The sequence below is a fragment of the Sphingobacterium sp. UBA7253 genome, assembly GCF_002472745.1.
In the GTDB taxonomy this organism is placed as follows: domain Bacteria; phylum Bacteroidota; class Bacteroidia; order Sphingobacteriales; family Sphingobacteriaceae; genus Sphingobacterium; species Sphingobacterium siyangense.
The window spans coordinates 23,701-45,794 of the sequence record NZ_DKSP01000137.1; the positions used below are offsets into that span (position 1 = coordinate 23,701).

Consider the following 22,094-nt stretch of genomic DNA (forward strand, 5'->3'; position numbering starts at 1 on the left):
AGAAGCCTTTTTTATGTTTAACCAACCTTTTGTTGGTTCTGATGTTGTTTTCTAATGACACTATGTTTTTTGCCGTATACAAAGTAAATCAATAAGCCTATAGCAAGCCAGACGGCTAAACGCTCCCAGCTTTCAATTGGCAATGAAGCCATCATTAAAATACAGACCAAGATACCCATGATTGGAACGAAAGGAACCAATGGTGTTTTAAATGGGCGTTCCAAATTAGGATCTGTTTTACGCAGTACTAGAATACCTACACATACGAGGGTGAAGGCAAATAGGGTACCAATACTTACCATATGGCCAAGGTCAGAAACTGGAACGAAACCTGCGAATATACTTACAAATACCATGAAAATAGCATTTGTTTTCCAAGGAGTCTGTCTTTTGGATAAGTCTGAAAATATCTTTGGAAGCAAACCATCTTTACTCATCGAATAAAATACGCGGCTCTGACCAAGTAACATCACGAGAATAACTGAAGTGTATCCTGCAATAATCGTAATAATCAACGCTGTATTTAAGAAATGATATCCAGTTTTTGCAAAAGCTGTCGCAACAGGTTTTGCGTCACCTTTGAACATCGTATAGTTTTCGATGCCTGTCATTACGTAAGAGAATAAAACGTACAAAAGTGTACAGATTATTAACGAGCCGATGATACCGATTGGCATACCTTTTTTTGGATCTTTCGCTTCCTGGGCAGCTGTACTCACTGCGTCAAAGCCGATGAATGCAAAAAAGACAACCCCAGCAGCGCGCAATACACCACTGATACCAAAGTGACCGAAGTCATCACTCTTTAAAAATGACCAGAAGCTTTGTTGTCCACTTTTTACAAGCTCTTCACCTGCATTTACAGGGATAAATGGATCGTGGTTTGCAGGATTGATAAAGCTCCATCCCAAGGCGATAAAAATCAATACAACACCGACTTTTAGGATAACCAATATATTGTTTACACGGGATGATTCCTGTGTACCACGCATGAGCAATAGCGACAGTAAACAAACAATAATGATAGCAGGTAAGTTGACCACTCCACCTTCCCAAGGGCCTTTGAGTAGGGTATCGGGGAGCTGGATATGGAATATCATCAGGAGCTGGTTGAAATATTGGGACCAGCTGACGGCTACTGTAGCTCCTGCCAGTGCGTATTCTAGGACGAGATCCCAGCCGATAATCCAGGCGACAAATTCACCCATTGTGGCGTAGGAATATGTGTAAGCACTTCCGGCAACAGGAATCATAGAGGCAAATTCGGCATAACAAAGACCTGCGAACCCACAGCCTACTGCTGCGATAATGAAAGATAGGATAACAGCTGGCCCTGCATTTTCAGCAGCGGCAATCCCTGTTAGGGAGAAAAGTCCTGCCCCAATGATGGCCCCGACCCCGAGGGCGATAAGGCCCGAGCTGGACAGTGTCCTCTTTAGCGTGTGTTCTCCATTTTCATTTGCTTCAGCAATGAGTTGAGGAATCGATTTTTTAAATAGCATAGGATTAATTCTTTACGATTATTTAGCTTTTCAATTGTTTAATTAATGTCAAATATAAATGATCTCAATGAAAAAAGGGAAGATTGCTCCTCCCTTTTGTAATAAAATCTGAATCAAATGCTTGTTTGGGTACTAATACGCTGCTGTAAAGCGTTTATTGAGGAATTGTTTGTTCTCAATTTCGTCTGCTATTGCTACAGCAAGATCCTCTACTGATAATCTAGAACGACCTTCCTGATCAAATACGGGAGCATCAAGGCCTGTGCGGTATTTTCCGGTACGTGTTCCACCAGCATGGGAATTCATTTCTATAGCGGGACTAAACATGGTCCAGGTAAGTTGATCTTCTTTCTGGATGGTATTCAGATAATCTGCTGCAGCTAATGCCCCAGGTTTAATTTCTTTGGGAAAATCCGGTGAATCGACCAGTCTATTTCCATCAATCAATAAACTTCCTGCACCACCAATAACAATGAAACGATTGATACCGGCATCTTTAACAGCCTGTTGGATGGCCAATGCACCTTTTGTAAAATCCTCATAAAGATTAGGGTTGGTCCATCCGGCATTAAAAGCTGAAACAACAACATCAACACCTTTTAGGGCAGAAACCAATTGATTATTATCATTGATATCTACTTGGAGTTTGGTTACTTTTTCACTCGATGGAATATTTTCGACGTGGCGGGCGATGGCGACTACGTCATAGTTACGGTCTACCAATTCTTTTACGAGATGAGATCCTACGTATCCTGTGGATCCAATTACTGCTACTTTCATGCTTCCTTTAATTAAATGTTTTGCTAAAATCAGCCAGGGTTATCTTTTTCAAACGCTGTACAATATCAGTGTCGACTTCCTGATACAGATCCTGGAGTTTGGAATTGATATTTTTGCCAACAACACAGGCAGGATTGGGACTGTTAAATTTCCCGCCGAAATCGGTTTGTTTGGTGCTGATATAAATATCAGCCAAGGTAATCGTTGGATTTTCGGGATTTATGCGAATACCGCCGCCCTTACCTTCTTTACTCGTTAGTAAAGATGCTGTTTTGAGAGATGCAATTTCTTTGCGAACCACACTTGCATTGACTTGGATGCTTGACGCAATATATTCAGAAGAAAGCCATTGATTTGACTCTTCTAACTGTGCCAGAACCATAATGTGTAATGCTGTTGCGAACCTCAAGTTGTGTAACATCCTCTGCTGATTTTTCTAAATTATAACACAAAGTAACAGAAAAGGTTTTAAACTGAAATAAAAATTATTACAGTTTAAAACCTTCTGACAATCACGTGATAAAAGTGTTTGTTTTTTATTTTTTCTCGTTAAATTTTTTATAGCTATCCATGATATAGACTTTCAGAGTCTCTTGGCTGCTGTTTTGAATAAATTTATAGGAAGGTCTAAATCTTTCTTTAAACAGGGCTAGATCCGAACCATTGAGCGGAGTCAATTCTTTGATCAGATTTTCGGTGAATTTGCGATCAACTGCTCTTTTCTCACGTTCATCGACTAAGAGTTTATAATTTGAACGTGCTTGTTTTCCCTCTTTGCTAAATATACGGCTTGGAGAAATTCGTACTCCGCCGCGGTTTTGACTTGCGTCGGAATACTTTCCTAAAGTCTTCTCGCGCTGGATTTCAGCAGCAAGTCTACTGTCTGTCATCCTTTCTACGACAACTTCACTGAGTTCGATAACATTATTCATTCTGTTCAAATAGATTCTGCGTAAGCTCGTGTCATAAATGAAAACAGTATCTTGTTCATATCCCACAGCCTTGATTAACAAAAGGTCGTTAACATTGGCGTCAATTGCAAAGGAGCCATCTCTATTGGTCTGTACTTCAGCCTTGGTTCTTAAATTTTGAATTTGTGCAGCCTCAATTTTCTCACCGCTGACAAGTTCCATAATAATCCCCTTGGTTTTTTCCTGTGCAACAAGATGTCCACTCATTAGTGTAATAAGTAAGCAGCTTAGAATCGTTTGTAAGATTTTCATGTGAATAAATATAGTTATGTATTTTCAATCTATGAATGAACAGGGTATTTGCCGTTTTGTTTACGCCGTACGTTCATGATCGTTCTCTAGCCAAAAATAATGAATAGATTTTGAAAATCTGCTAATTTGCTTTCCACGAATTATTGTCTGGGTTCTTGTCCGGCATGACCATGTCAGGATCTAACTGTACAGATTGCAGTGGCTCTGTGGTCGGAATTTTAAATTGCCATACGTCGTTTCTTTCCCAGATTTCCACTGGTAGTTTTTTTCGAATCTTCTTGCCCGATACGGTTGTAGCTTCAACAATAACTGGCATCGGTAATTTTTCGAGATTTTCCACGGTGACAAGTGCGCCAAATTTTGGCTCGTTGTTGACATAGGATACTGATTTTATACCTTGGTCCATTTGCCAGTTGTTGACAAACCACCCGCGCCAGAACCAGTTTAGGTTTTCACCAGCACCATTTTCAATGGCTTTGAAGAAATCCTCCGGAGTAGGGTGTTTGTAAGCCCATTCTTGGATATACTTTTTAAAGGCGTAATCGAAACGTTCAGGACCGATGATTTCGTTTCGCAATAATTTCAGTCCATAAGCTGGCTTATAGTAGACCAAAGCACCAATATTACGTTCTTTCATGTTTTGCGGGGTACTCATGATCGGTTCAAGATTACGGGCAGTAAAGATGTACGATCTGCTCGCCTGATTACGGTAATATTCGCCATTGTTGAATTCTTTTGTTGCGAGTTCGTTAATAAATGTATTGAACCCTTCATCCATCCAGCCATATTCACGTTCGTTGGATGCGACAATCATTGGGAACCAATTGTGACCAAACTCGTGGTTGGTAACACCCCAAAGAGATCCTGCTTTGGCCTGATTGCCACAGAACGACAAAGCTGGATATTCCATTCCACCGACATTGGAGGCTACATTGACCGCTACAGGGTAAGGATACTCAAACCAGCTTTTTGAATAGATTTCAATTGCAGCTTTGGTGTATTCTGTCGAGCGTTCCCAGGCATTGTTACTGTTACTTTCAATTGGATAGGCAGACAAAGCGAGGGATTTTTTTCCACTCGGTAGATTGATCTTCGCGCCATCTAATATAAATGCCGTAGAGGATGCCCAAGCAATGTCTTGCGCATTATTAAGTTGATATTTCCAGGTTAAGGTTTTCTTGTCAGGCCTGGAGTTTTTTGCGTTAACTTCTTCGGCGGAGCGGATGATCACGGTTTCGTCGCTGCGTTGTGCCTGTTGATATCGCTTGAGTTGTTCAGCTGTAAATACTTCCTGTGGGTTTAACAATTCGCCACCCAATACAACCATGTGGTTTGCCGGAGTAGTGATCTCAACCTGGTAATTTCCGAATTCACGATAGAATTCTCCCGGCCCTGTATAAGGAAGGGTATTCCAACCTCTAATGTCGTCATAGACACACAGTCTTGGGAACCATTGTGCAATGGCATAGATTTTTCCGTTTTTTGTGTCAAGTATACCTGTACGGTCCGCACCGTATTTAGGAACTGTGTATTGGTATTTAATCTTAAAAGTTATTTTTCCGCCCTTGCTCTTTAACGCAGCAGGAAGTCGAAGCTGCATGCGGGTATCGTTAATAATATGTTCGATCGTATTTCCGTTTACATCCGTAACAGATTGTATCTGATATCCACCATCAAAAGTTGAGTTGCCATCACCGTAACGGCTGTTGGTCAAGGGGGAGATCAATTGACCGCGGCCATGTTGTGAAAACATATTTTGATCTAATTGTAACCACAGATAGTTCATATTGTCTGGACTATTGTTGCTATAGGTAATCTCGACAGATCCTGTAATTTGATCATTTTGATCGTTCAGGGAAGCCTGAATTTTATAGTCGGCTGCATTTTGCCAGTAGGCAGGGCCCGGTTTTCCGGCTGCGGAACGATATTCATTGCCATTATTTTTAAAAAACAAGGGTGCAAAGGCCTCTGTATAGCTGTAATTGGATGTTTTCTCCTGTGCAAAGGCTGGGTAAGCATAGCTCAACGCAACAAGGCTTAAAGAAGCCAGTGCAATTCTTTTCATCATACGTCTACTTAAATTATGTTTATTTGCTCCAATATACAATGAAAAGTACATTGAGCCAAAAAAAACGCAAACGACGTTTTATAATAAAAGGGATAGAAAGTGACCTTAAAGGTTTATTTTGGATAATTGGAGGCTTTTTAGAACCTCCATTCCGGGAAGCATTGTGGAACTATTTTAAATTTGTTACGTACTCTGCTTCATTAAAACCGAGTAATATACCTTTGTTGTATTCAATAACAGGACGTTTAATCATACTTGTATTTTCCTGAAGTACTTTATTGGCACTATCACTGTCAATGACTTGCTCTTGAGTTTCCGGAGATAACTTTTTCCATGTAGTTCCCTTTTTATTCACTAGAGCCTGCCAGTCTACTTGTTTTTCCCATTCTTTTAATTTATCCACACTGACGCCTTCTTTTTTGAAGTCATGAAATTGAAAGGGAACATTATTGTCTTCCAACCATGTAAGTGCTTTTTTTACTGTGTTACAATTTTTGATACCGTATACCTGTAGCATAATAGTGACAATTTGGTGAATCCAAATTTAATCAATCCCGATACAATTTTTAAAATAATTCATATTTCTATGGTGTCTTATCTGTGATTTAAGGATAATTGTGGATATTTTGTTGTCAATGCCATTGAAAAAAGGAGTAATCGGAAGTTCCTATTCAATTGAACAATCAGGGTTTTATGATTTGTTAACATTCTATATCCCATGTGAAATGATAGTGTATTTAGTACACTATAAAAATTAGGAAGTAATAATAATTTTTAATAATTTAGTAGCTTCAAGTTTAATGAAAGATTAAAATAAATCAATAACAGAAATATGAGCCTAAAAGATTTTAAAGGTGTATTGACAGGAGATCAAGTACAAGAGTTGTTTGAGGTTGCGAAGAAACATAAGTTTGCTTTGCCTGCGGTAAACATTATCGGAACAAACTCTATCAATGCGGTTATGGAAACTGCGAAAGCAGTAAATTCTCCTGTAATTATTCAATTGTCAAATGGTGGAGCGCAATTCTACGCTGGTAAAACCTTGAACAACGATAATTTACAAGCTTGCGTATTGGGAGCGGTATCTGCAGCACAACATGTTCATTTATTAGCTGAGCATTATGGTGTAGCAGTTATTCTGCATACAGATCACGCAGCTAAGAAACTTTTACCTTGGATCGACGGTTTGTTGGACGCTGGCGAGAAATTCTTTGCGCAACATGGAAAACCATTGTTCTCTTCTCACATGTTGGATTTATCGGAAGAGCCAATTGAAGAAAATATTGAGATTTCCGCTAAATACTTAGCGCGTATGAAACCACTTGGTATGACAGTGGAGATCGAGCTGGGTGTTACAGGTGGTGAAGAAGACGGTGTTGACAACTCGGATGTGGATAGCTCAAAACTGTATACCCAACCAGAAGAGGTTGCCTACGCTTTTGAAGAATTGTCTAAAGTATCTGACAAATTTACAGTGGCAGCTGCATTTGGTAATGTTCATGGTGTTTACAAACCAGGTAATGTGAAATTGCAACCAGTTATATTACATAATTCTCAAGAATATATTCGTGAGAAATATAATCTTACTGCTGAGAAGCCCGTAAACTTCGTATTCCACGGTGGTTCTGGTTCTTCTCCGGAAGAAATTGCAGAAGCGATTTCATACGGTGCGATCAAAATGAACATTGATACGGATATGCAATGGGCTTTCTGGGATGGTGTAAGAGCTTATGAAGCGAAAAACCATGATTATTTGCAAGGTCAGATCGGTAATCCAGAAGGAGCTGATTCTCCAAATAAAAAATATTACGATCCACGCGTTTGGTTACGTAAAGGTGAAGAAACGTTTGTTGCTCGTCTGAAAGAAGCATTCGCTGATTTGAATGCAGTAGACGTTAATAGCAAACTATAAGCATAGGTTGAAAAAATAGATCATAAAGGCGCCCTTAGATAGGGCGCCTTTTTTATGTCAAAATAGGTTAAAAATATTGTTCTTAATAGGAATTGGCTTATTTTTTGACGAACTACAATAAAAAGTCAAGTAAATATGAAATTTTTAGGAGTCAGTGTAATTCTTTTATTAATTGCCCAAATGGGGTTTGGGCAGGTGAAGCAAAATGTTGGCGATTTTTCTTCGGTTGTAGCGACGGACAAGATTCAGGTGGAGCTGATTAAATCCGACGAGTCCTTGGTGACGTTTGAAGGACAGAACCATGAGAATGTTAAGGTCGTCAACACAAATGGATCGTTGGTTTTGAAAATGAATACGTTGAATATGCTGCAAGGGGGGAATATCTCTGTGAAGGTATATTACAAGAGTTTGAACAATGTAGAAGCAAAAAAAGGAGCCAAGGTATTTGCAACTACAAATAATCCAGTTGCTGCTGACCACTTAAAAGTTTATGCTTCAGAAGGTGGTCTGGTCGATCTCTATACAGCGGTAAAAACAGCTGAAATTAAAGTGACCTCAGGGGCTACAATCGCTTTGTATGGAAAGGCAAATAAACAGGAGATCATTTCAAACTTTGGCGGCAAATATGAAGGAAAAGATTTTAAGACGAGTATCACGACGGTCACTGTGAATGGTGGCGGTAAAGCAGATGTTTATGTTACTGATTCCATCGAAACCAAAACACGTGGTGGCGGTGTCATTGATGTCTATGGAAAACCAGAACAACGTGTAGAAAAGAAAATGGCCGGAGGAACAGTCAACTTTAAATAAGTAAACTGTCTTGGATTTGTCAATTTTAGTGCGAGTTCATTTTAGTTGATTTTATAGAAAAGAGTGGAAATTTGAGGTAATAGATGAAATAAAAAGGGTTTAGCTTGATTGGGGTAATGATTATTGTTTAACCTTTTTATTAAAAAGGTCAGTTATTTTGTTTTTCTCATCAGAAACCTTCTTCATTTGTGCTTAAAATACTTATTTTTGTGAGGGAATAATAAAAATAGTATTATGGCAAAGCGTAATTATGTTTCAAATTCTACGGAATCTACGCGCATGTTCAAGAATGACTTTTTAGAGTCTTTGACGAAAGTGCATTGGAGTGTACCTTTGATTTTCTATGTACCCGTGGTTGTTTTCTTTTCGTATAAAGCGCTAGTTTGGGGAGACATTTCCTTTTTAACCTACATTGGGTATTTTATTTTTGGTTTAGCTTTTTGGACTGCTTTTGAATATGCGTTACATCGTTGGGTGTTTCATTTTCATCCGACATCGGAATGGGGAAAGCGAATCGCTTTTATTTTCCATGGTGTGCATCATGATTACCCAAGAGACCGTATGCGTTTGGTGATGCCGTTGTCAGCGAGTATTCCACTAGCTCTTTTGGTCTATCTTGGTTTTACATTGTTTTTTTCGAATGAGTTTATCTTAGCCTGTTTTTTCTCAGGTTTTATGGTTGGGTATTTGATCTATGACGAATGTCATTATGCGATGCACCATGCTAATTTTAAAAGCGGTATTTTCAAACGGATCAAGCAGCACCATATGTTGCACCATTATTCTGATCCAGAAAAGGGTTTTGGAGTGAGTTCATCCTTATGGGATGAAATTTTACGCTCAGGTTTCGAAGAAAAGGAATCCAAAAAAGATTCTACTTCCTTAAAGGAAGAAAAAGCATAAATTGAATCACATCAACTAAAAAAGCCCTGGAAGTTTCCAAGGGCTTTTTTTATGGATTAATTTTTCTTTTTATTTAACAATGCCATCAAGTAGATTTTGTAGACTAACTTTAGATCAATGGTTTCTTGTTGGGGTTGGCGTGCAGATATTCCAGTTTGAACTGAAACATTTGGGCCATTTTCTGCGCACGCCATTTGGCTTCTTCGGCCTTTTGTCCACTGTATAAGCCATCTACTGTTGCTTCGAATAATTTGAGCCATTGACCAAAATGTTGCGCATCAATGGGTAAATTAATATGAGGTGGAAAGGGGCTGCCAAAATAACGATGTTCATCCAGTAGGATAGTCTGCCAGAAACTATACATCTTTTCAAGATGCATTGCCCAATTGTCTTGGATTCTTTCTTTAAAAATAGGTCCGAGCAAAGTATCGTTACGTATCGTCGTATAAAATTGATCTACTAATACTTTAATGTCATCGAGTGTTTGAATATCTTGTTTCATCGCGTATGATCTAAGCTCATGAATAAAGACCTATAGCTGAATCAAAAGCTTCTTCATGATGTTTATCTAGATTAAATGTAGTGACATTTATGGAGAATCGCATCACTTGGATGTAAAGATGTCTCGTTGAAATATTGTAATTCTCTTTTATTGTCAGTAAATTGACTCAATACTAAGGGAAAAACATATGGGAAAATACGTTCTTTTAATCCTATTATCGATGGGATTTTATGCTGTTGAGGCGCAGGTTACAACAATTTCGATCAATAAGGAAAATTTTCAATCTTCTGGTTTTCCATTTAAGGGGAAGCGTGTGTTACAAGTGGAACGCATTCAAACTCCAAAAGAAGATAATTATATAGTGTTTTCAAAAGAGGAACGGGGTGCCGATCCCGACAAACTTTATGTACAACAATTTCAGCAGATCGAAGGAATGTGGCAGCTTGTGGCTGATGAATTGATATCCGAAGAAGGGATCGTTACGTCGATTTGGGAATCTCGAAAGGCATTTTTTGATGCCGATAAGGATGGTAAATTGGATGCATTATTTATCTATTCAAGGCATCCCAAGGATGACCTAAAAAAGCAGCTTAGCTGTATTGGTCTAGTTCTTTATAAGAATAAGTTTTACCGTCTCCGTGCGGAGGAAGTAGATGGTTATAGTCAAACAACGTTTTCCGATAATTATGCGTCCCTACCGGTTGAGGTAAAAGAAAATGTGGAACGTTATTGGAACAATCTGGATAAAAGATAATTTACCGTACTGGGCTGGAATCTACCGAAAGATCGATCATACGACCTTTCGGTAAACTTGTTACTGTCTATTTTCATCAGATAGAAATCATTCCCATGTTTTTTGATGACAATAATTGATTTTACCTATGAAAAGCTCGTTCAATAGGTTGTTACAATGTATGGATAGGGCATCGCTCAAATCAATGTTACTGGATTATAGCGAGCAATTGCTTTTCTTCTTCGATTTGCGTTTTACTGATCACATAACGTGCGATATGTTGGCCCTTCATTTGATCTATCGTCTGAATAATATCTTTTGTGCGCGCTTCTTTGCTAGGCTTGATCAGTACAATCATGTCCTTTGTATTGGGCATAGTGCTTATCTTAGCTTTTAACTGTGCAATAACGCCTGAGAGCCCTTTCTCGATATCTACCGGTACTTTTGAAGAGCTGATCGGTTTTTTGAAATCCCCATGATACCACATGAATTTTCCTTCGCCAAGAATGAGCGTCGCCGTGCGGTTTTCATCAATAAGAACCGAACTTTCTACATCTGATTTACTTTTGTCCGGCATGGCGATATCCATTGCAGATGGTTTATTTAATGTTGTGGTCAACATAAAGAATGTAATGAGAAGAAATGCGAGGTCTACCATGGCTGTTAAATCTACTTTAGGAGCCATTTTTCTGCTTCTTATTTTTTTCTTTCCCGTTTCTTGCGTTTTTTGGTTTAATTCTGCCATGATCGTCATTTTTAGGTTAACACGTTGTTGTTACTCACTATTATGATGTCAGAGAAGAATGGATTCCACAGTATTTTTTTTAAAACTGCGGTTTTTCTCAAGTATTTTCTGTGTTTTTTTCTTAATTGTTGATAATCAGTTTTTTTACGTTATGTTTTAGTTTGTTCGTTGTTTATCCGATTTGACCAATTCACTGGTCATTTTGTCCTTTCAATCAATTTAGGGCGCTTGCTAGGCTGTAGAAGTTTTTCTAATGGTGTGCAAAAAAGCCCTTCAATGCTGAAAGGCTTTTCTTGCGGAGTGGTGGGTAAGTTACTTAGCAACCGCCTTGGCTAGGGATGCGTTTATAAATTATTTTGTTATCTCTTTGTACATAGTCGCCCGCTACTATTGGATACGAATACTTAGGTGCGTACATGACACTACGACCTTTTATCGTTATTTTGTCGTTTACCTTCAGACTTTTCAATTGTTGAAATTCATTAGAATTTTCCAGACCAAAACTTAGAATATAGTCTTCACGATTAATCCTAACCATTACTCCGAAACCTAACTGTGCACCTAGTGGAAGGTAAAGAGAAGTTACAACCGCCTCTATGTCGGTAGAATTCTTTATTTGATTCTTTATTTTCCCAGCATTGTCAAGTACTTTTATCCCTCCGGAAGATTCTTTCCATTTTTTGAATTTTATACCATTGGGGCTCGCTTCCCATTTATTTATTTCGGCGGTCATTTCAGTAGGAGTGCGTGAATTCGGGGCCGTTTTTTTTAAGGTTTCATTTTTGATTTCGCGATTGGCAAAGGCCAAGCCGCTTCCTATAGCGAGCGGTAAAACCAATACGTAGATAATTTTTTTCATATTTTTAAAAGTTTAATGAACATTAGATTTATCCCAGTAAATTAGATCCGTTCAAACTTTTTTTCTCGTATCTGTTTTAGAGTGATGTAACAAAATTACTTTTATGATACTTATATAGAGGTGTTTAGATTGTAAATAGTGATGTAATCTTTGTAAATAAATTGTAAATCGTATGTCTGAAAGCCGAAATATTTTCTCAGGGAACCGCAAGTACTTGTATGGCGGCATAATACTCTTGTTTATTGCGATGGCCTTTGTTGCTTTTGATATGACTGGCACAGACGATTTTGATAGCGCTAGGAGGGAAGTTTTGCTTAGGAGGATAGGAGATGAACTGCTTACGCAGTCGGGAGACAGTAGATCAAGGGTACTTCCGGTAGAAAAGATTCAAGAAAATGAATATCGGATCAGGTTTGAGAATGAAATCACCTTTAAACCAGACTCATTGGTAAGTACTATTCAGCGGCTGTTGGTCAATGATCCTCTTGCCCGTGATTATGTCGTTAATGTACTCAACTGTGGCAATTCGAGTGTAGCTTATGGATATGCTATTTCCCATAATAAAAAAGATGATATTATTGCTTGTAGAGGTAGAGTGCAACCTAAAGGATGTTACATGATCAATATTAAATTTAAACCGAGCGGGATAAATACAGCAGCGAATAACTATTTTCTTGGTATCGTGTTGTTTTTAGCATTTGCTGGATTCTTTTTTTTGAAATCGGATCGGAGGCGAAGCATTGTGTTAGACGATCAAAATAACAGTATTTTAACCTTTGGGGCTGTTTTGTTTAATCCGCAGGAGCGAGAAATGATCATTAATGAAAACACCATAGATCTCACTGGAACGGAAACCCGTTTGTTACATATTTTCGCCTTGTCTCCTAACCAAACGATAGCGCGAACACGGCTGCAAAAAGAAATTTGGGAAGATGAGGGAATTATTGTTGGACGCAGTTTAGATATGTTTATATCAAAACTTAGAAAAAAATTGGAGTTTGATCCGAATATCAAAATTACGGTTATACGTGGTAAAGGATATAAACTTGAGGTAAGTTCTTAAGAAGAGTAAGGAGATAAATTTGGCTAAAATGCAAAAAGCCTTTCATTTCTGAAAGGCTTTTTCTGCGGAGAGTGAGGGATTCGAACCCCCGAACCTGTGACAGTTAACGGTTTTCAAGACCGCCGCATTCGACCACTCTGCCAACTCTCCGCGACAAAAGTAGAAATTTTGTGTAGAATTACAAAACTTATTTTACATTTTTCTTTGTTTAAAAGCAGTTTTAGCACTCTTAAATAGAAATGTAGCTGAATACCAGTTGGTTATTTTTAGGGGTTGACCATCTTCCGATGTCATATTGGAGATAGCGGACTCTGCCCTGGACGATATGTCCGCTTTAGATGGGATCATAATCTTGTTTTAGGTTATTTATTGCAATTAAAAATGTAATCATGAACGTATTCTTAAGGAGCAAACATGATCCGATTTTTCAATTCCCGAACTGTCGTTCTAACTCCTGTAATTCAAAAATAACTTCGTTGATTGATCGGTCAATTTTAGCGAGTTGTCTTTTACCCAGATAAAAGTAGGAAAATAGAATCCAGCTATAGGTTGGAAGGTAAGTCAGTAAATAATAGTGGAAACTAGCACCCGCTAGGATTTCCCGAAGATAGATCGAGATCGCTATACCGAGAAGTAGATGATAAATCGGCATATTCCAATGAATTCTTTTCTTTCGAAAGGAGTCAAACTCTTGCCACTGTTGTAAATGCTCGGTAGGTAAAGCTGCTTCGTTGATCTGTTTGACTTTACGTGCAGTGGTCAACATTAAGTATGCCTGTATAAAACAAAGGAACGATACGATAAACATCGCTGTGTACAATGTGAGCGTTTTATGCCTAAAATCAAGGAAATATGCCAGAGCAAGAATAATTAATCCTGTTGCAAGCAATAAAACAGCACCGGCTATTTCTTTCCTTATTAATTCTTGACGAAAGTTTTTGGCCTTATTCAGGTGTTTTGGGGGCAAGATATTTTGTTTGCTATCCTGTTTCCAAAGATGTTGTAAATCGTTAAAGTCTTGCATATTTATGGAAAATTTCGGTTAATTCCTTTTTAATTCTATGGATTTTTACACGGAGATTATTCTCTGTAATTCCCGTAATTTCTGCTATTTGCTCATAAGGTTTTTCATCTAATACCAATGTGATCAGTACTCTATCAGCTTCTTTCAGCTTGCTGATACATTTGTACAGCAGATCAATCTGCTGTATTTTTTCATTCGATGAATCCTCTGGTATATCGATGCAGCTTGTGTCGGTCATTTTTTTTAAATGCTGATGTTTTTTTCGCATACTCGTCAAGCAATTATTGATCGCTATTCTGTAGATCCAGGTGCTTAATTTGGCATCGTTGCGAAAACTGTCGAGTTTTTTCCATACAGTAATGAAGGTCTCTTTGATTAAATCTTCTGCATTATCTCGGTCTCCGGTATAACTGAGGCATAACTTGCGGATGGCCGGCGCATATTCTTTGTAAATAATCTCAAAGTTTTCTTTGTTGGTCATCGGGTTATTTTAAAAATGTGTCTAGTTCTTTAAAAAACCAAATTGGCTGATCATACATAATAAAATGCTTACTGTTGGTATTGTGTAAAGTTAGCTTTTTTACATACTTATATTGCTCGGAAAGAATCTGTTGTGATTTTTCCAGCGTTTCGTACTTACTACCTAGCACCAAAACGGGTATCGTAATTTTAGCAAGATCCTGGCGGATATCCGTCGTCATCATTTCATAAAACGCAGATGCTAATGTAACTCTATCGCTTTGTACTTGCCATTCGGCTATTGTTTTGGCTTTTATAGAATCAGTTACCAGCTGTCGTGCTATATTTTCAGCATACGCACTAAGTTGTTGGTTTCCCATCGAAGTAAATTGTGCGATAAGTGCATCTTTATCGACAAACTTTTTCACTTCCTCTACACTTGTATTTGGGTTCTGCATGCCCGGGTAGAACGGTACTCCGTCCACAACGATAACTTTTTGAAATAGGGAGGGGGCAGTGCTTGCGATCCAGAGACTCAAAAAGCCGCCTAAACTATGGCCTAGAAGAATCGGATTTTGCAATTTGTTTGCCTTTGTATATGCTATGATTTCATTGCGCATAGTCTCAAGCAATGCTTCTTTAATAGCTACTTGTCCTGCGAAGCCAGGAAGTGTAAGCACGTGACATTCGTATTTATCTTTTAAATGATTTACAGTTTCTGCCCATACGGTTCCACTACAACTATATCCTGGAATAAGAATGATCGGTGTTCCTTTTCCATAGATACTGACCCGAAAATCATATTTTTTTTGTGCAAATGCCGATCCGTAAATCATAAGTAAAAGTATTGAAATACCGACTTTGGTGAAATGGCATAAATAGTTCGGTAGATCTTTATTGATACGAAGAACAATAGTTTTCATAAGCATTGAATTTAAAATTAGTAATTATGGTTTTCTAGAATATTCTGCCTGTTAGATGTTATGAATTACAGATTATTACATAAAAGAATGAAAAAAGTGAAAAAGAGTGCATGTGTCCAGGAAGAGTTGTGTGAAATGTTGTTTTCTTGTAGGTAACGCTCTGATAATTCGAATGGAATGGTACTATAAGAAAATTGATCTTTTGATGGGAGAGAATTAAGGGGCAAAAGCAAAAAGCCTTTCATTTCTGAAAGGCTTTTTCTGCGGAGAGTGAGGGATTCGAACCCCCGAACCTGTGACAGTTAACGGTTTTCAAGACCGCCGCATTCGACCACTCTGCCAACTCTCCGCGACAAAAGTAGAAATTTCGAATAGATTTACAAAACTTATTTTCTAAAGCTAGTCTTAGCGTTTGAAAATGAGCTAGATTGTTTTTAAAAAAGTCTATGCAGGGATAATCTCATGGCAGTGTTTCCTGATGTTGGCCGCAATTTTGTCGATCGGTAAATCGTCCTGGTCGATACCAAATGGCTCTTCAATGGACTCACCAATTAATTCAAGAGATGCTAAAACATATAAGATAAATGGTACAGCAATCACAACAAAGTAACCGATGGAAAAAACGTAACCTACTGGAAGGGTCATGGTATAGAATATAATGAACTTCTTGATAAATGCACTATATGCTAATGGTATTGGGGTGTTTTTAATACGCTCACAAGCTCCACAAACATGTGTCATGGTAATAATTTCCTCATTAAGGATAATAAGCTGATCACCACTTATAGTTCCTTCTTTATATAGATCATTGATTTTGTGGAAGATCATGGTGGAAACTTGGTTCGGACCATGTTTTTTATTGTCCAAAGCCTTTAACTCAGGGTGTTCGTTTTCGTCGAGCATAAACTTGGTGTAATCCGATCTTAAAAAATCGTATAGTGTCTCTGCGAATAGGGGGATTGCCTTTCTGAAAAAACTACGATTCACTTTGTCATCTACATCCAGCATGGCATTTAGTTTGTACGAAAATGCTCTACTAACATTGGTCAATGTACCCCATTGTTTTCGGGCTTCCCACCAGCGGTCATAGGCCGTGTTTGTTCGGAATACCAGTAAAAGCGATATAACAAAACCGAGTAGGTTGTGGACAATGGTAATGTTTTTGACCCAGCTCTTTTCATTTAGTTTGAGGTATTCCAATTCAAGAAAGGCAATCATCCAGGAATAAAACGCTATCAAAACAAGAAATGGCAGTAACTTTTTGAAGGTATCTGATTTATGCAATTTGAAAGTTGCCGAAAGCCAGTCTTTGGGGTTGTATACGATCATACACAAAAATATAAATTGTTGCGAAAATTTTGCGAGTTAATTGCTATTGCCGTAACTTCATCGTGCTATGGCACAACAGCGATCAAAAAGAAAGAAAACAAGTACAAAAGGAAGTCAGGTTCGTGGAACAAAGTGGATTTGGATGATAGCAGGAATGCTGGTGCTTTTCCTCTGTCTTGTTGTGTGGCATTATCGGGCTGGAATTATATACTATTTTCGCGTGGCTACCTCCAAAGACAAGTCTCTGACGAAGGAAGCTAAATATGATATTCGTAATATTGAGATTATGAGCAAGCACGATGATAAGGTGTTTGGCATAGACGTGTCTACCTATCAGGAAGAAATAGATTGGCAAAAGGTAAGCACAATCAATGATCATTTTCCGATAGATTTTGTGTTTATCAGGGCGACAATGGGTGAAAAAGGAATTGATGATAAGTTTAGTCGAAATTGGAGTAAAACGGAAAATAGGGCAGTTTTGAGAGGCGCCTACCATTATTTTAGACCCAATGAGAACTCGGTCAAGCAAGCGAAGAATTTTATTCGGAAGGTTAAATTACAGTCTGGCGATCTTCCACCGGTCTTGGATATTGAGGAGCATCCAAAACAACAATCGATGGATAGCTTGAAAGTCGGGCTAAAACGTTGGCTTGAAGAAGTCGAAGCCCACTACAAAGTAAAACCCATTCTTTACTCCGGAGATAAGTTTTATAGTGACTTTTTGGAAAAGGAATTTGCAGCTTATACGTTGTGGATTGCAAATTATAACTTTTGGGTTGAGAACCCCAAAGACCATTGGGCTTTTTGGCAATTTTCTGAAAAAGGTACTGTCAGAGGGATTCAGGGCAATGTGGACTTAAATATATACAATGGTAAAATTGAGGAATTGGAAAAGCTGCTTATTCCTTTTAAATAGTAAAATATATGCGTAGAGTTTTTATCACATTATGTGGAGTCTGTATTGCTCTGTTCAATGGTCAAATGCAATTGTATGCAGCATCGAAGAGTCATCGGGTCGAGATGTCGCAACCCGCTTCAGATTTACCACGATTAACATTGAAAGAATTTAAAAAATTGCGTCGTGAAACAGCTATTCAAGTTCTTGATACGCGATCTGGCGATATATTCGTACGAGGATTTGTACCTAAATCAATAAATATAGGCTTTAAAGGTTCTTTTGATCACTTTTTGGCGCAAGTGTTTCCCAATAAAGCCCAAAAGCTTTTATTGATTACAGATATAGATAGTCAAGATACGGTTTATCATCATTTATTAAAGCTGGGTTATACCCATGTCATTGGGGTTTTGGAAGGCGGCATTGAAACTTGGAAAGCTAGTGAAGATGTAGTCTCGTTGCGTAATATCAGTGCAGGAGAATTCAGGAAAAGATCAGATCAAGGTCATATTGTGGATGTAAGAACAGATAAAGAATTTGGTAATGGACATATTGACAATGCAATGAATATTCCACTAACAGATTTCGTTAATTTTGGTTCTACGCTTAAAAAAGACAATCAACTGCTGTATGTACACTGTCAATCAGGTTATAGGAGTGCAGTAGCTGTATCTATTTTGAGTGCTAAAGGATTTAAACATATATGCAATATCCAAGGTGGGTATAAGGCATTGCAAGAAGAAGTAAAGGAGAATCAATAATGGCTACTTTTGACCAGATTATTCAATCAAATTCGCTGGTTTTGGTGGATTTTTTTGCGACGTGGTGCGGTCCCTGCCAGACTATGGCACCGATTTTACAGGATGTAAAGGAATTTTATCAAGAAGATTTGTCTATCATTAAGATTGACGTGGATAAGAATCCAAAAATTGCTTCGATTTATAAGGTAAGTGGCGTGCCTACTTTCGTGTTGTTCAAAAATGGCCAACAGGTATGGCGACAAAGCGGCATGATTCCCAAGATGGAATTACATAAATTGATCGATCAAGTAAAGTAAAAAATAAGGCGTTCAATCAAATTGAACGCCTTATTTTTTAATGATACTCTGGTGTTTTAATAGGTAGTGTTATATCGCACTAAAATATTAAAATTCATCGTCATCATCGAAGTCATCCAATCCTCCAATCGAGTCGATTTCAGGTAAATCGAAATCATCATCGAAATCATCATCATCGTCATCAGGACCGTTGAAAGATGCGAATTTTACTTCTTCAAGATCTTCGTTAGCTAAAGTTGCCGTGTTCATAAAATAATACTTTATTGTTTCTTATTCAATGTTGTAAAATTAGAGAAGAAAACTATTTTTTAAAACTTTTTTTAAAAAAAATATTAAGCTTTATTTTTCTGTTAATCAGTATGTTGAATTGTATTTTGAAAATAAAAATTTATTTTATTTTATTTATTCATTTGTTTCACCAATCGCATTGTCCTCGGTAACGATGTCTTTCAATTGAGGGAGATCTCTCACACCATTGATTCCGAAGTGATCCATGAACTGCTGGCTTGTTGCATAAAGTAATGGTTTTCCGATACTATCTGCTTTTCCCGCAATTTTGATCAGCTTCTTTTCCAGTAACCGTTGAATAGAGTAATCGCAGCTGACACCTCTAATCTGCTCCACTTCTAATTTTGTTATCGGTTGTCTGTAGGCAATGATTGCGAGGGTTTCTAGCGCTGATTGACTTAGTTTTCGCTTGTTATTGTGATTTTGGAGCTGTTGTATCGATTCATGGTAAACAGCTTTTGTCAAAAACTGATAGGCGTTGTTGATATAGCGTAATTCGAGTACATAGTCTTCGTCCTGGTACTTCGTTTCAATTTTTTTAATCAACTCACGTAGCTCTTCCCTGGATACTTCGATGGCTAAGGATTCCTGCAAAATCTGTTTAATATCGGCAAGATCTATTCCTTCCGCAGAAGCAAATATAATTGCTTCAATATTTCTTATGACGTCTTTCAATGTATCGTATTAATAGTTAATGACCTGTTCGACCATATGGGCTGGTAGCTCGCGGAACTCATACTTTTGTGTTCGCAGTTGTGGGCTGAATCCAGCTTCCAAAATAGCTTCCTGTATAGATTTTGATGTAAACCGATGTGGTGCACCAGCTGCCGAAACGACATTTTCTTCAATCATAATTGAGCCGAAGTCGTTCGCTCCAGCGTGCAGACATAATTGCGCTGTCCGCTTTCCGACGGTGAGCCAGGAAGCTTGTATATTTTTAATATTAGGAAGCATGATGCGACTTAAGGCAATCATGCGAATATATTCTTCGCTCGTTACATTATTGGTAATACCGCGCAGTCTTTTCAATAAGGTACCATCATCTTGGAAAGGCCAAGGGATAAACGCAATAAATCCATGGGATTCCTGAGGTTTTTCATCCTGTACTTCGCGAATCCATACCAAATGTTCAAAACGTTCTTCTATCGTTTCGATATGGCCAAACATCATGGTGGCAGAAGTTGGTAAATTAATTTTATGGGCTGCCCGCATAACATCTAGCCATTCTTTACCACCGCATTTTCCTTTTGATATAAGACGTCTCACACGATCATTGAGAATTTCAGCTCCCGCTCCAGGTAGCGAGTCTAGTCCTGCTTCTTTCAATTGCGTCAAAACTTCAATATGGCTCATGTTCTCCAATTTGGAAATATGCGCAATTTCAGGTGGACCGAGAGAATGTAGTTTTAGCGTAGGATAAAGTTCCTTTAATTGCTTGTAAAGGTTTTTGTAAAACTCAATACCTAAATCCGGGTGATGGCCACCTTGCAGCAGCAGTTGATCGCCACCGTATTTAAAAGTTTCCTCTATCTTTTGTTTGTAGCTTTCAATATCGGTAATGTAGCTATCTTCATGACCAGGGCGACGGAAAAAGTTGCAAAATTTGCAATTTGCAATACACACATTGGTGGTATTGACATTTCTGTCGATCTGCCAGGTTACTTTACCATGTGGCACTTGTATCTTACGCAATTCATTGGCTACGAAAGTCAAATCAGCTGTAGGTGCATTTTGATATAAAAAAACACCCTCTTCCTTGGATAGGAACTCAAATCGGAGCGCCCGTTCTAATAAATTACTTACATTCATCAACAACAAATATAAGGAGCTTTTAGCTTATTTGGACCTATTTGCGGAATATTTGACAATGCACACTGAATTTTGGGAAACGTTCCTGATATAAAAAACAAAAGGATGTACTTGTGTAACAATAGTATTGCATTTTAGCTTAGTGTATAAAATACAATAACTTGATTTATAGCGCTTTGTGAATTAATTAAGATTTTTCCTTTTTTTTTACATTTATTATTCTTTACATTTATTTAACAGATTTTAACATTTCTGGAAAAATAACCAAATTAGAAAAAAATGAATAACCAAGGGGCCTGAACCTGCCAATAATATAGCATTGTTGTCGTCAGACCTAAAAAAATGACCAAAAACTTAAATAACAACCAATATCAACTAAAACAACTAAAGCATAAACATAAATTTTTTTAAACCACCTATTTAGTAAAATTATGATGAAAAAAACGGACAAAAATTGCTGTTTTGATCTCATATTGGGCCAAAAGTTCAATAAGAGGTTTCTGATTATGAGTTCTCTTCTCATTGGAGGAGGAATGACCACTCATGGATTTGCCAGTGGATTAACTAGCCATGGCAAAGTTGAAGTCGTTTCATTAATCAAAACAAGGAGCGTACAACAGACGCCTATCAAAGGGGTTGTGAAGGATGCTGCTACAGGTCAAGGTATTACTGGTGTATCTGTGAAAGTCAAAGGGAGCAGTAACGGGACGTCGACCGGCGAGAATGGTGCATTTACCATTCAAGCAAAAGTGGGCGATGTGTTGATTATCAGTTATATTGGGTACAAAAGTACTGAAGTTGCTGTTTCTTCGAAAGCTGATCTTGCAATTTCCTTAAGCGGTTCAGAAGATGCCTTGGAAGAGGTTGTTGTCACAGGTTATTCGGCGCAGCGTAAGAAAGATTTAACTGGTGCTGTTGCCGTTGTCAATGTGAAGGAATTGAAAACTACCCCGGCGGCGAGTGCTGTTGAGGCGTTGCAAGGGCGGGCAACAGGGGTTCAGATCGTAGTAGATGGTGCCCCTGGTTCTACACCACAGATCAAAATTCGTGGTTACAGTACGATCAACAACAACGAGCCGCTTTACATCATTGATGGAGTGCCTTATGAAGGAAAGTTAAGCTGGTTGAATCAAAATGATATTGAGACGATGCAGGTCTTAAAAGATGCATCAGCAGCTTCAATTTATGGTTCACGTGCAAATAATGGTGT

At 38.1% G+C, this 22,094-nt stretch carries 25 protein-coding genes and 2 tRNA genes; 9 read left to right on the top strand and 18 right to left on the bottom strand.

Translation table 11 applies throughout. From position 1 onward, the window contains the following. Positions 1–17: 17 nt before the first annotated feature. The 6 genes from B2X72_RS14165 to B2X72_RS14190 all read right to left on the bottom strand — a co-directional run bounded on the left by B2X72_RS14165 (position 18) and on the right by B2X72_RS14190 (position 6,090). Positions 18–1,502 carry an amino acid permease gene (locus tag B2X72_RS14165; protein ID WP_075994050.1) on the bottom strand — a complete coding sequence of 495 codons (1,485 nt, stop codon included), beginning with the start codon at positions 1,500–1,502 and terminating at the stop codon, positions 18–20. Between the two features lie 132 nt (positions 1,503–1,634). After that, the gene (locus B2X72_RS14170; protein ID WP_145328290.1) at positions 1,635–2,282 is read right to left on the bottom strand and encodes an NAD(P)-dependent oxidoreductase; all 648 of its coding nucleotides are present in this window, start codon (positions 2,280–2,282) and stop codon (positions 1,635–1,637) included. Between the two features lie 7 nt (positions 2,283–2,289). Then, complete coding sequence (locus B2X72_RS14175) at positions 2,290–2,703, bottom strand: Rrf2 family transcriptional regulator (RefSeq protein ID WP_145328289.1); 414 nt, start codon at positions 2,701–2,703, stop codon at positions 2,290–2,292. Between the two features lie 115 nt (positions 2,704–2,818). After that, positions 2,819–3,505: a carboxypeptidase-like regulatory domain-containing protein gene (locus tag B2X72_RS14180; RefSeq protein WP_075994047.1), complete on the bottom strand. Its 687-nt coding sequence runs from the start codon at positions 3,503–3,505 to the stop codon at positions 2,819–2,821. Between the two features lie 121 nt (positions 3,506–3,626). Further along, on the bottom strand, positions 3,627–5,573 hold the full coding sequence (locus B2X72_RS14185) for a M1 family metallopeptidase (RefSeq protein WP_232475607.1): 1,947 nt from the start codon (positions 5,571–5,573) through the stop codon (positions 3,627–3,629). 169 nt (positions 5,574–5,742) lie between these two features. Further along, positions 5,743–6,090 (bottom strand): ArsC family reductase, encoded by a 348-nt coding sequence (locus tag B2X72_RS14190; RefSeq protein WP_088162829.1) that lies wholly within the window; start codon positions 6,088–6,090, stop codon positions 5,743–5,745. A 315-nt stretch (positions 6,091–6,405) separates the two neighbouring features. On the opposite strand from B2X72_RS14190, the gene fbaA reads away from it, so the two are divergent. The 3 genes from fbaA to B2X72_RS14205 all read left to right on the top strand — a co-directional run bounded on the left by fbaA (position 6,406) and on the right by B2X72_RS14205 (position 9,198). Next, entirely contained in the window at positions 6,406–7,485 is a 1,080-nt protein-coding gene (gene fbaA / locus B2X72_RS14195) for a class II fructose-bisphosphate aldolase (RefSeq protein WP_046672381.1), read from the top strand. Between the two features lie 135 nt (positions 7,486–7,620). Further along, a complete protein-coding gene (locus tag B2X72_RS14200) occupies positions 7,621–8,295 on the top strand; it encodes a head GIN domain-containing protein (RefSeq protein WP_088162828.1) in 675 nt (224 codons plus the stop codon). A gap of 234 nt (positions 8,296–8,529) precedes the next feature. Further along, positions 8,530–9,198 carry a sterol desaturase family protein gene (locus B2X72_RS14205; protein WP_232475606.1) on the top strand — a complete coding sequence of 223 codons (669 nt, stop codon included), beginning with the start codon at positions 8,530–8,532 and terminating at the stop codon, positions 9,196–9,198. A 109-nt stretch (positions 9,199–9,307) separates the two neighbouring features. Here the strand turns inward: B2X72_RS14205 and B2X72_RS14210 are convergent, their stop codons facing one another. After that, entirely contained in the window at positions 9,308–9,700 is a 393-nt protein-coding gene (locus tag B2X72_RS14210; RefSeq protein ID WP_088162827.1) for a group III truncated hemoglobin, read from the bottom strand. A gap of 187 nt (positions 9,701–9,887) precedes the next feature. On the opposite strand from B2X72_RS14210, the gene B2X72_RS14215 reads away from it, so the two are divergent. Further along, the gene (locus B2X72_RS14215) at positions 9,888–10,454 is read left to right on the top strand and encodes a hypothetical protein (RefSeq protein WP_088162826.1); all 567 of its coding nucleotides are present in this window, start codon (positions 9,888–9,890) and stop codon (positions 10,452–10,454) included. 187 nt (positions 10,455–10,641) lie between these two features. On the opposite strand, the gene B2X72_RS14220 is transcribed toward B2X72_RS14215, so the two are convergent. Both B2X72_RS14220 and B2X72_RS14225 read right to left on the bottom strand, forming a co-directional pair. Then, a complete protein-coding gene (locus tag B2X72_RS14220) occupies positions 10,642–11,178 on the bottom strand; it encodes an ExbD/TolR family protein (protein ID WP_088163745.1) in 537 nt (178 codons plus the stop codon). 316 nt (positions 11,179–11,494) lie between these two features. Beyond that, on the bottom strand, positions 11,495–12,037 hold the full coding sequence (locus B2X72_RS14225) for a hypothetical protein (RefSeq protein WP_088162825.1): 543 nt from the start codon (positions 12,035–12,037) through the stop codon (positions 11,495–11,497). Positions 12,038–12,209: 172 nt separating this feature from the next. Between B2X72_RS14225 and B2X72_RS14230 the strand changes: the two genes are divergently transcribed. Beyond that, positions 12,210–13,100: a winged helix-turn-helix domain-containing protein gene (locus tag B2X72_RS14230; protein ID WP_088162824.1), complete on the top strand. Its 891-nt coding sequence runs from the start codon at positions 12,210–12,212 to the stop codon at positions 13,098–13,100. Positions 13,101–13,165: 65 nt separating this feature from the next. On the opposite strand, the gene B2X72_RS14235 is transcribed toward B2X72_RS14230, so the two are convergent. The 6 genes from B2X72_RS14235 to B2X72_RS14260 all read right to left on the bottom strand — a co-directional run bounded on the left by B2X72_RS14235 (position 13,166) and on the right by B2X72_RS14260 (position 16,835). Then, positions 13,166–13,250: transfer RNA gene (locus B2X72_RS14235), tRNA-Ser, on the bottom strand. A gap of 277 nt (positions 13,251–13,527) precedes the next feature. After that, positions 13,528–14,124 (bottom strand): hypothetical protein, encoded by a 597-nt coding sequence (locus B2X72_RS14240; protein ID WP_088162823.1) that lies wholly within the window; start codon positions 14,122–14,124, stop codon positions 13,528–13,530. Next, complete coding sequence (locus B2X72_RS14245; protein ID WP_286850088.1) at positions 14,111–14,605, bottom strand: RNA polymerase sigma factor; 495 nt, start codon at positions 14,603–14,605, stop codon at positions 14,111–14,113. Before B2X72_RS14245 ends, B2X72_RS14240 begins: the two co-directional genes overlap by 14 nt. Positions 14,606–14,609: 4 nt before the next feature. Then, positions 14,610–15,506: an alpha/beta fold hydrolase gene (locus B2X72_RS14250; RefSeq protein WP_157698573.1), complete on the bottom strand. Its 897-nt coding sequence runs from the start codon at positions 15,504–15,506 to the stop codon at positions 14,610–14,612. A 264-nt stretch (positions 15,507–15,770) separates the two neighbouring features. Beyond that, positions 15,771–15,855 (bottom strand) — tRNA-Ser (locus B2X72_RS14255). Between the two features lie 95 nt (positions 15,856–15,950). Continuing rightward, the gene (locus B2X72_RS14260) at positions 15,951–16,835 is read right to left on the bottom strand and encodes a bestrophin family protein (protein WP_075994039.1); all 885 of its coding nucleotides are present in this window, start codon (positions 16,833–16,835) and stop codon (positions 15,951–15,953) included. 67 nt (positions 16,836–16,902) lie between these two features. Between B2X72_RS14260 and B2X72_RS14265 the strand changes: the two genes are divergently transcribed. Genes B2X72_RS14265 through trxA form a run of 3 tightly spaced genes read left to right on the top strand, consistent with a single transcriptional unit; the run spans position 16,903 to position 18,787 of the window. Beyond that, on the top strand, positions 16,903–17,751 hold the full coding sequence (locus B2X72_RS14265) for a glycoside hydrolase family 25 protein (RefSeq protein WP_088162820.1): 849 nt from the start codon (positions 16,903–16,905) through the stop codon (positions 17,749–17,751). A gap of 8 nt (positions 17,752–17,759) precedes the next feature. Continuing rightward, positions 17,760–18,491 carry a rhodanese-like domain-containing protein gene (locus tag B2X72_RS14270; RefSeq protein ID WP_088162819.1) on the top strand — a complete coding sequence of 244 codons (732 nt, stop codon included), beginning with the start codon at positions 17,760–17,762 and terminating at the stop codon, positions 18,489–18,491. Then, positions 18,491–18,787: a thioredoxin gene (gene trxA / locus B2X72_RS14275; RefSeq protein WP_088162818.1), complete on the top strand. Its 297-nt coding sequence runs from the start codon at positions 18,491–18,493 to the stop codon at positions 18,785–18,787. The genes B2X72_RS14270 and trxA overlap by 1 nt, the downstream gene beginning before the upstream one ends. Positions 18,788–18,874: 87 nt before the next feature. Here trxA and B2X72_RS14280 read toward each other — a convergent pair whose 3' ends face one another. The 3 genes from B2X72_RS14280 to mqnC form a co-directional block, all read right to left on the bottom strand. Continuing rightward, positions 18,875–19,036 (bottom strand): hypothetical protein, encoded by a 162-nt coding sequence (locus B2X72_RS14280; RefSeq protein WP_167450446.1) that lies wholly within the window; start codon positions 19,034–19,036, stop codon positions 18,875–18,877. A gap of 153 nt (positions 19,037–19,189) precedes the next feature. Then, positions 19,190–19,750: an SMC-Scp complex subunit ScpB gene (gene scpB, locus B2X72_RS14285; RefSeq protein ID WP_075994035.1), complete on the bottom strand. Its 561-nt coding sequence runs from the start codon at positions 19,748–19,750 to the stop codon at positions 19,190–19,192. Positions 19,751–19,759: 9 nt separating this feature from the next. Next, positions 19,760–20,884, bottom strand: a complete 1,125-nt coding sequence (mqnC, locus tag B2X72_RS14290) for a cyclic dehypoxanthinyl futalosine synthase (protein ID WP_075994034.1) — start codon at positions 20,882–20,884, stop codon at positions 19,760–19,762. Positions 20,885–21,315: 431 nt separating this feature from the next. On the opposite strand from mqnC, the gene B2X72_RS14295 reads away from it, so the two are divergent. Then, on the top strand, positions 21,316–22,094 hold a 779-nt coding region (locus tag B2X72_RS14295; RefSeq protein WP_286850096.1), incomplete at its 3' end, for a TonB-dependent receptor plug domain-containing protein.